This window comes from Amycolatopsis sp. NPDC059027, assembly GCF_042739735.1.
In the GTDB taxonomy this organism is placed as follows: domain Bacteria; phylum Actinomycetota; class Actinomycetes; order Mycobacteriales; family Pseudonocardiaceae; genus Amycolatopsis.
Genome location: NZ_JBHYIK010000002.1, coordinates 43816 through 53322, shown reverse-complemented (window position 1 = coordinate 53322; position 9507 = coordinate 43816). Strand labels below are relative to the sequence as shown.

General features: G+C 72.9%; 3 protein-coding genes. 1 reads left to right on the top strand and 2 read right to left on the bottom strand.

Annotation, left to right across the window (positions count from 1 at the left end; translation table 11 throughout):
• The first annotated feature begins 198 nt into the window (after window positions 1–198).
• Window positions 199–756 (top strand): helix-turn-helix domain-containing protein, encoded by a 558-nt coding sequence (locus tag ACFWY9_RS01630; RefSeq protein ID WP_378337904.1) that lies wholly within the window; start codon window positions 199–201, stop codon window positions 754–756.
• Here the strand turns inward: ACFWY9_RS01630 and ACFWY9_RS01625 are convergent.
• Together ACFWY9_RS01625 and ACFWY9_RS01620 are read right to left on the bottom strand one after the other, a co-directional pair.
• A complete protein-coding gene (locus tag ACFWY9_RS01625; RefSeq protein WP_378337903.1) occupies window positions 751–3060 on the bottom strand; it encodes an ATP-binding protein in 2310 nt (769 codons plus the stop codon). The genes ACFWY9_RS01630 and ACFWY9_RS01625 overlap by 6 nt on opposite strands.
• Window positions 3061–3284: 224 nt before the next feature.
• Window positions 3285–9507 (bottom strand): beta-ketoacyl synthase N-terminal-like domain-containing protein (locus ACFWY9_RS01620; RefSeq protein ID WP_378337902.1); only part of this gene is annotated, 6223 nt, incomplete at its 5' end.

The window sequence follows — 9507 nt, the reverse complement described above, 5'->3', positions numbered from 1 at the left end:
GGGCGCGGGGGGGGGGGGGGGGCCCCGGCCCCCCCCCCCCCCCCCCCCCCCCCCCCCCGCGGCGGGGGGCCCCCGGGGGGGGGGGGGCCCCCGCCACCTGGCGGGAGTGACCTCGCCGAAGCCGCGGCGGCCGCCGGATGGCCACTGCCCGAGCAGGTCGTCGTTGTCGCGCTCCAGGCGCCGGCTGACGCGGAATCCTTGCCCCCCAACACTTTCGACGGCGCGGTGCTCGCCGATCCGACGTCCGCGCGGCCCGCGCTGCTCATGGCCGCGGACCGCCTCGACACCGGGGAGATCGCCGCCGCGCTGCCCGGCTGGCGGATCGCGATCGGCCCGGTGGCGCCGCTCGCCAAGGCGGCCGCGGCGTTCCGGGTCGCCCGGCGGGCCCTCGACCTCGCCAACCGCGGTCTGCTCCCCGCCCGGCCGCTGATCGACTGCGCGGATCACCTGCAGACGCTGATCCTCCTCGCCGACGACGCGCTGCTCGGCAGGCTCACCGAGCAACGGCTCGCACCACTGGACGGGCTGAGCGGCCGCGATCGCACCGCCCAGCTGGTGACCCTGCGCGAATGGCTGGCGGCCAGGGGGAACATCGCCGAGGCGGCGCGGCGGCTCGGCGTCCACCCGCAGACGCTGCGGCACCGCGTCACCAAGCTCAGCGGTCAGCTCACCGAGAGCCTCGCGTGCGCCGAAGCCCGGTTCGAGCTGGAGATCGCCGTGCGGGTCGAGCTGCTCCGGCTGGGCACGGCGTCATGACCGGCGCGAGACCACCCAGACGGCGATCTGGGCACGGCTGCTGAACCCCAGTTTGGTCAGGATGTGATCGACATGGGTCTCGGCGGTGCGGCGGGCGATCACCAGCTTTTCGGCGATCTCCCGGTTCGTCATGCCCTCGGCGACCAGCTCGGCGACCTGCGCCTCGCGTTTGGTGAGCACGACGTCGGCGTTGTCCGCGGGCCGCGGATCGTCGTCCGGCGACCCGGTGTCGAGCACGTAGGCCACCGCTTCGTCCATCGTGAGCGCGGTCCCGCGCAGGAACTCCTGCGCCGCCTCTTCGAGGCCGAGTTCGCCGGTGACCAGCTGGATGTCGCGCTGCATCGGCTCTTCGAAGGCCGCGTAGGTGTTCAGCGAGGCGCCGACCGAACGCCAGATTTCGGCCGCGGCGCCGAACATCCTGGCCGCCCGGCGCGGCTGCCCGGTGTGCGTGGCGCAGCCCGCCATGACGGTCAGCGCGAACGCGACGATCGTCCGGTCGCCCCCGGGTTGCAGCCTCAGCAGCTCCAGCCCCGCCACGGTCGCCGCTTCCATGTCCCCGTGCAGGTATTCGGCCGCGCTGAGGGACCACAGCGCCCAGCAGCGCCAGGAGATCTCACCGCGCGCGGCGTAGCGCTCGATGCACTCCTGGAGCACGCGACGGCCCTGGTCGCGATCGCCGGTCAGGCTCACCGCCAGCCCGTAGTTGTAGGTCGACCACAGCTCCGCGGCCTCGTCGCCCAGCTCGCGGAACCGCTCGGCGGCGGCACCGAACAACGACGCGGCACACTCGCTGCGGTTGTCGATCAGCAGGGAGTAGGCGCGGACGTGGTCGACGAAGGCGAGCGCTTTCGCGTCGGCGGTCCGTTCGGCGATCTCGGCGGCCTTGGCCAGTGCGCTCTCGAAGGCGTCCCGATCGGCCTGGACCAGCGCGAGGAAGGCGTACATCCACAGCGCCGCCGCGCGCCCCGGCGCGTCCGGTGTCGCCGCCTCCAGCAGCTTGCTCAGCCACATCCGGCCTTCGGTGTTGAGGCTTCGGACCCAGTACTCCTTGACCGCGTACACCATCCGCAGCCCGACGACCGCCTCTTCGGCGTCGCTCGCGCAGAAGTCCAGCGCGGCCCGCAGGTTGGCGTGCTCCTCCCGGAGCTTGGCGATCCAGGCACCCTGTTCGCTGCCGAACCAACCCGCCTCGAACCCCCTGGTCAGCTCCCGGCACCAGTCGCGATGCCGGCGCCGCCACCGCGTGAGATCGTCGTCGGCACGCAGCCGGTCCTCGCCGTACTGCCGGACCGTCTGCAGCATCCGGTAGCGCGCGACGCCCTGCTCCTCCTCGCGGAGCAGCAAGGACTTGTCGATCAGCCCGTCGATGACGTCGAGGACCGCGGCGCGGTCGAGACCGTCCCCCGAGCACACCTCTTCGGCGGCGTCGAGATCGAAACTCCCGGAGAACACCGACGCCCGCGACCAGAACTGCCGCTCCCGCTCGGTGCACAGCTCGTGGCTCCAGTCGATCAGCGCCCGCAGCGTCTCGTGCCTGCTCGGGCCGCCCTTGTAGCCCCTGGTCAGGAGCGTGAACCGGTGGTCGAGCCGCTCGGCGAGCTGCCGCACCGACAGCGACCGCAGCCGGACCGCGGCCAGCTCGATCGCCAGCGGCAGGCCGTCCAGCGCGCGGCACAGCCTGGCCAGGTCCTCGGCGTTGTCCGGGGTGACCGCGAACGAGGGCACGACCGCCGTCGCGCGGTCCACGAACAGCTGGAGCGCGTCGTACCGCGCCGATTCGGCGGGCTCCCCGGCGGGCGGGACGGCGAGCGGCGGCACCGGCAGCACCCGCTCCCCCTCGACGCCGAGCGACTGCCTGCTCGTCGCCAGCACCACGACGTCGGGGCACGACCTGACCAGCGTGTCGGCCAGCCTGCCGCACGCCTCGACCAGGTGCTCGCAGTTGTCCAGCACCAGCAGCAGCCGCCGGTCGCGCAGCTGGTCCACGACAAGGTCGATCGGCGGGCCCGAGGAGCGGTCGCCCAGCCCCAGCCGGTCGGCGACCATGTTGACCAGCAACTGCGGCTCGCCCAGCTCCGCGAGCCCGACGAACACCACCCCGTCCCGGAACGACCCGCGCGCACCCTCGGCCACGCGCTGGGCCAGGCGCGTCTTGCCGACCCCACCCGGCCCGGTGAGCGTGACCAGCGACGCCGTCTCGATCAGCCGCGCCGCTTCAGCGAGCTCCGCCTGGCGGCCCACATACGTGGTCACCTCCACCAGCAGCGAATCCGCAATCCTCGGTACGTCAACAGCACGCAGCACGTGTCCCATCACCACCCAGCCGATAGGCAGAGGATCATTCTGGCCCAACTGCACCGCACCCGCCTGGGTTACTCCGTTTTCACCACATCGGGTGGATTGATGTGACGTGCGCCTCTCTGCTGGTCCGTTCGGCGGGCAGGCGCTGGTCCGTCAGCATGACATAGGCCTCCTTCCCCGCGCGGGACACGGGGAAGGAGGCCTGCACGACACGGCGCGAGTTCCGATCAAGACTCCCGTCGTGCCGTGACGGGACGCTGCCGAGCGGTGCCGCTCGCCAGTGCCCTGGTCAGATGGGCCGCGATGACCTCGACGTTCGGCGGGTCGAGCACCGACAGGTGATGCCCCGGCACGGTCACCACCTCCAGGTCCCGGCACACCGCGTCCCAGCCGCGCGCCGGATCGGACCGGTCGAAGCGCGGATCCCGCAGCCCGCCGGGGACGGCGTCGGCGGCGCTGTAGAACACCGTCCGGCCCTGATACGCCGACGGCTGGTAGCGCTCCAGCAGCCGCGCGTCGAGGAACGAGCTGCGCTGGTGCGCCAGGATCGCGCCGCTCACCCGCGAGTCGATGACGCCGGCGGCGAGGATCGTCTCGATGAGCAGGTCCGCCTGGCCCTCGTCGTCGAGCCGGGCCAGTTCGGCGTAGGGCAGTTCGACCGGCCGGCCGTAGCTCGTCCGCAGGAACTCGCCGAACCGCTCGAACCGGCGCTCCAGCTCGTCCACTTCGGACAGTCCGGAGTCCTGTGGCAGCGGCAGGATCGGGTCGACCATGGCCAGCAGCTCGACCCGCTCGCCCGCCGCGGTCAGCCGCTGTGCCGCCTCGAACGCCAGGAATCCGCCGAACGACCAGCCCCCGAGCCGGTACGGCCCGAATGGCTGCACGCTGCGTAACCGCGGCAGATACGCCTCGACACGGTCCTCCACGGTTCCGGTGCCGTCGACGCGGTCGAAGCCGTACGCGGGCACGTCGCCCGGCAGCAGGTCCACGAGCTGCCGGAACACCGCGGTGTCCCCGCCGCCGGGGTGGAAGAAGAACACCGGGGGCTCGGCGCCGCCCTCCCGCAGGACCCGGACCGGACCGGTCTGCGCGACCGCGTCCCGCACGAGTTCGGCCATCAGCTCCGCCGTCGGCCGCTCGAACAGCTCCGCGCGGCTCAGCGGACGTCCGGCGCGCACGCTCAGCAGCTCGGCGACCCGTTCGGCCGCGGCGGTGTCGCCGCCGAACTCCTGCGTGACGCCGACCGGCTCGCCCAGCACCTCTTCCCACACCGACACGACGAGCCGCTCCGCCGCGTCACGCGGGGGCACCCGCACCGACGACGGCTTGCGCGGCGACGGCAGCGCCGCTCCCACGACACCGAGTTCGCCGAACAGCCACTCACGCAGATCGGCCAGTGACGCGCCGCGCAGCAGCAGCGACACCGGGGGCACGGCCCCGAAATCGTGCTGCAGGCCGTTGCCGATGCGGACCGCGAGCAGGGAATCGACCCCGAGGCTGGTGAGCGGCAGGTCCTCGGCCAGTCCGCCGGGCTCCATGCCCATGACCGACGCGATCCGCGCCCGCAGCTGCTCACCGGCGAGCACCCGGATCTCGGCGGGCGCGCGGTCCCGCACGGCGTCGAGTCCCGGCCAGTCGGTCGAAGGTGCCGACACGGTGTGCCCGGCGAGCAGGTCACCGAAGAACGGCACCGCGACGAGGTCGGGGAACGCGGTGGCGAGCCGGGCGGTGTTCAGCCGCAGCGCGCCGAAAGCGCCGCCACCGGCGGAGAGGACCTCCTCGATCAGCCCGAGCCCCTCGTCCGGGCCGATCGGGGTGAGCCAGGGAACCTCCAGCCCGGCGGCGGCGCCGACCTCGGCCCAGGTCCCCCAGTTGATCGTGGCCCCTGGGAGACCACTCGCCCGCCGCAACGCGACGACGGCGTCCAGATACGCGTTCGCGGAGGCGTACGCGGGCTGCCCGGGAAGGCCGTGCAGTGCGGCCGCCGAAGAGAACCCGAGCCACCAGTCCAGCTCGGTGTCCACAGTGGCCTCGTGCAGCCGCCAGGCACCATATGCCTTGGGCAGCCATGACTTCCGCAGCGTACCATCGTCCAAACGAGACACCGTCCGGTCGTCGAAGACCGCGGCCGCGTGCACCACACCGCGCGCGACGGCGTCCCGGCCCGCCGCGGCGATCAGCCGTTCGGCGACGCCGGGTTCGGCGACGTCCCCGAGCACGACCTCGACCAGGGTGCCCGCCGCGGTGAGTTCCTCGATGACCGCCTGCGCAGCGGGTTTCGGTGCCGACCGTCCATTCAGGACGATCTTGGCGGCGCCGAGCGCGGCGAGCCGCGTGGCGAGCGTCAGACCCAGCCCGCCGAGACCGCCGGTCACGACGTAGCCGCCGTCCGGCCGCACGACGGGCTCCTCACCCGGCAAGGGCAACGACGTCGCCGCGAGCCTCGCGACGTACCGCTGTTCGCCGCGCCAGGCGACCTCGTCCTCGGCCGCCTGACCGGCCACTTCGCCGACCAGCGCCTCGGACGTGTCCACGTCGAGCCAGGTCACCCGCAGGGCGGGGTGCTCGAAGGCCGAAACCCGCACCAGGCCACGCAATGCGGCGAGGCCGGGCTTGCCGGGTTCCCCCGGTTCGACCGCGGCGGCCGACGACGTCACCAGCCAGACCCGTGGCGTGCCACCGGTTTCGGCGAGTACGCGGATCAGCTCCGCGGCCTCACCGACCGCCCGCGCTCCGGCGTCGGGACCTTCGGCCGCCTCGTCGTCCACCAGCATGACGACGTGATCGGTACCGGCGCACTCGGCGGGATCGGTCACGCGCCGTGCCTCGATTCCGGCCGTCGTGAAGACCCGCACGGCCTCGTCGACCCGGGGCGTGCCGCCGAGGACGGCGACCGGACCGGTCGGCCACCGGTCGGGGCGCTCGGCGGGACGCCATTCGTGAGTCAGCAGCTTTTCCTTCAGCGGCGCGGAGTTCCGGGACAGCTTCCGCGCGAACACGTCGGCGATCTCCAGCACGACGACGCCGTCGGCGTCCATCAGCCGCAGCCTGCCGAGCACGCCACCGGCACCCGGCTCCGGCGCCTCCACCGACACGTGGCTCGTCATGCCGGTCCGCGGATCGCCGAAGACCCGCACCGCACCGAACTCCATCGGCAGGTAGGCGTCGTCGGTATCCACTGTGGACAATGCGGCGGCGAACGTCTGCAGGCACGAATCGAGCACCACCGGATGCACGAAGAACCCGCCGGACGCAACGCCTTCCGGCGCCTCCACGGTCGCGGTCGCACACCATTCGCCGACGCTGACATCGAGGACGCCGGTGAACGACGGTCCATAGTCGACACCGAGCGAGCGCAACCGGTGATACAGCTCCGCGGGCGCCAGCGACGTCTCCGGCTCGCAACCGGACTCCCGCGCCGGTTCGGTTTCCCCGGCTTCGGCCACGATCACGCTGCAGTGCAGGATCCAGCCGTCCTCGCCGCGGGTGTGGACCCGCAGCTTTCCGTCGGCGGTGGTGAACGTCGTGGTGACGCGAGTGTGCTCGGTGAGCGGCAGCGGCGCGTGCAGCGCGAGACCCCGCAGTTCGAGCAGCTCCGGCGGGCGGCCGAGCGCGGTCGACGCCGCCGTGTACGCCATTTCGACGTAGCAGGCGCCGGCCAGGATCGCAGTGCCGTCGATCCGGTGATCGGCCAGCCACGGCCGGCGTTCCGTACCGAGATCCGCCTGCCACAGGTGGGTGTCGGCGTCCGGCAGTTCGACGTGCACGCCGAGCAGCGGATGCGTGCCCGCCACCTCCGGCCGGGCGAGCTTCGGCGCCCAGTGCTCGCGGTGCTGCCACGGCGTGGTCGGCGGATCGAGCAGCCTGCCCGCGGTCCGCGGCCGCCGGTCGCCCGCGGCCAGCGCGGCGCCGAGGTTGATGTGGAACCGGCGGCGTTCGTCCTCGCCTCGGCGCAGCGTGCCGAGCACGGTCACCGCGCGCTCGCCCGCGGTTTCGAGAATCGCGTGGTGCAGCACCGGATGCGGCGAGATCTCGACGAACGTGCCGAAGCCGTCGCCGAGAGCCTTCTCGACGGCCTGGGTGAACCGGACCGGGTTACGCGCGTTGGCCGTCCAGTAGCCGGCGTCGAAACGCACGGTGTTCGACTCGACAGCGCCCGATTCGACGGCCGTCGGGTACACCGGCACCGACGGCTCGTGCGCGAAGACGTTGGCCAGTTCCGCGCCGAGTTCGGGGACGACCGGGGCGATGATCCGGGAGTGGCTGGCGACGTCGACATTGATCGCCTTGGCCAGCAGCCCGCGCCGCCCGACCGTCTCGACGAGCGACGCGATCTGTTCCGGGGCACCGGAAACCACCGTCTGGCCCGGCGCGTTGTACACGGCGAGATCGACGTCCGGGTAGTAACGCAGGAGTTCGGCGACCTCGTCGGCGGGCAGTTCCAGCAGGGCCATGGTGCCCTTGCCCGCGGTGGTCGCCAGCAGCTTCGACCGGCGTACGGCGATGCGGGCACCGTCGGCGAGCGAGATGGCCCCGGCGACGACCGCCGCCGCGACCTCGCCGAGCGAATGCCCGATCACCGCGGCGGGCTCGGCGCCGTAGTGGCGCCACAGTTCGGCGAGCGCGACCTGGATCCCGAACAACACCGGCTGCAGCGCGGCGAATCCCACCGGCTCCACCCCGGACTCCAGCACGGCGCGGATCGAGCGGCCCTCGCCGCGCATCGCCTCGTCGACCTTGTCCACGGCGGCGGCGAAGGCGGGCTCGTCGGCCAGCAGCCGCCGTCCCATGCCCGCCCACTGCGAGCCCTGCCCGGAGAACACCCAGACCGGCCCGGCGGCATCGGCACGTCCGGTCGAGACGCCGGGAACGATCGTGCCCGCGACGAACGCGCGCAGACCCGAGACCAGCTCGTCGTGATCGCCCGCGGTCACCACCACGCGGTGGCGCCCACTGGCGCGGCGGGCGAGCGAATGCTCCACATCGGCCAGTGGAAGGTGCCCGGAGTCGCTCAGCCAGTCGGCGAGCCGTCCGGCGGCCAGGCGCAGGCGCTCCGGCGAAGCGGCGGCGAGCAGGTACTGGCCGAGGCCGCCGGACGCCGGTTCCTCGTAGGGCACCACGGGTGCCTGCTCGGCGATGACGTGCGCGTTGGTGCCGCCGAAGCCGAATCCGGAGATCCCGGCCCGCGCGGGCCTGCCCTGTCCCGGCCACGGCTGCTGCTCGGCGACCACGGACAGCCGCAGGTCCTCGAACGGGATGTGCGGGTTCGGCTCGGTGAAGTGCAGGCTCGCCGGGATGCGGCGGTTCGCCAGCGCCAGCACGACCTTGATCAGGCCGGCGATCCCGGCGGCGGCTTCGAGGTGGCCGAGGTTCGACTTCACCGAACCGAGCAGCAGCGGACGGTCCGCGGGACGTCCCTCGCCGAGCACCGCGCCGAGCGCGCTCGCTTCGATCGGGTCACCGAGCAGGGTGCCGGTGCCGTGTGCCTCGACGTAGTCCACTTCGGACGGTTGGATGCCGGATGCGGTGCAGGCGGCACGCAGCAACGCTTGCTGCGCGGCCGGGTTCGGCGCGGTGAGGCCGTTGGAACGGCCGTCGGAGTTCACCGCCGAACCCCGCAGCACCGCCAGCACGCGGTCGCCGTCGCGCTGTGCCTTGCTCAACGGCTTGAGCACGACGACACCCGCGCCCTCGGCCCGTGCGATGCCGTCGGCGGAGGCGTCGAACGGTTTGCACAGCCCGTCGGCCGAGGTGATCCCCATCTGGTCGAAGTTGGCCGTGACCCCGGGGCTCAGCAACAGGTTCGCCCCGGCGGCGAGCGCGACGTCGCTCTCGCCCGCCCGCAGGCTCTGGATCGCGAGGTGCACCGCGACGAGCGAGGACGAGCACGCGCTGTCGACCGCCACACTCGGGCCGCGCAGGTCGAGCACGTACGAGAGCCGGTTCGCCGCGATGCTCAGCGCGGAACCCGTTCCGCTCCAGGCGTCGATCCGGCTGACGTCGCCGAACGTGAGCTGGCCGTACTCGTTGCCGCTGATCCCGACGAACACGCCGGCAGGACTGCCGCGCAGGCGGTCCGGCGCGATCCCGGCGTGTTCCAGCGCCTCCCAGGCGACCTCCAGCAACAGCCGCTGCTGCGGGTCCATGGCGCTCGCCTCGCGCGGGGAGATCCCGAAAAACTCGGCGTCGAACTCGGACACCGAGTCGAGGAAGCCACCCCAGCGGGTGGTGCGGGCCAGCGCCTCGGCCTGCTCCGGCGAGTCGTGGCCGAACTGCTCCCAGCGGCCCTCGGGCACCTTCGAGATCGCGCTTTCCGCGGCCATCAGCAGCCGCCACAGTTCGTCGGGACCGTGGACGCCGCCGGGCAGGCGGCAGCCGACGCCGATCACCGCGATCGGCTCGGCCGCGGCGTCGATCTCCGCGCCCGCCGACGCGGACGAGGAGATCGAC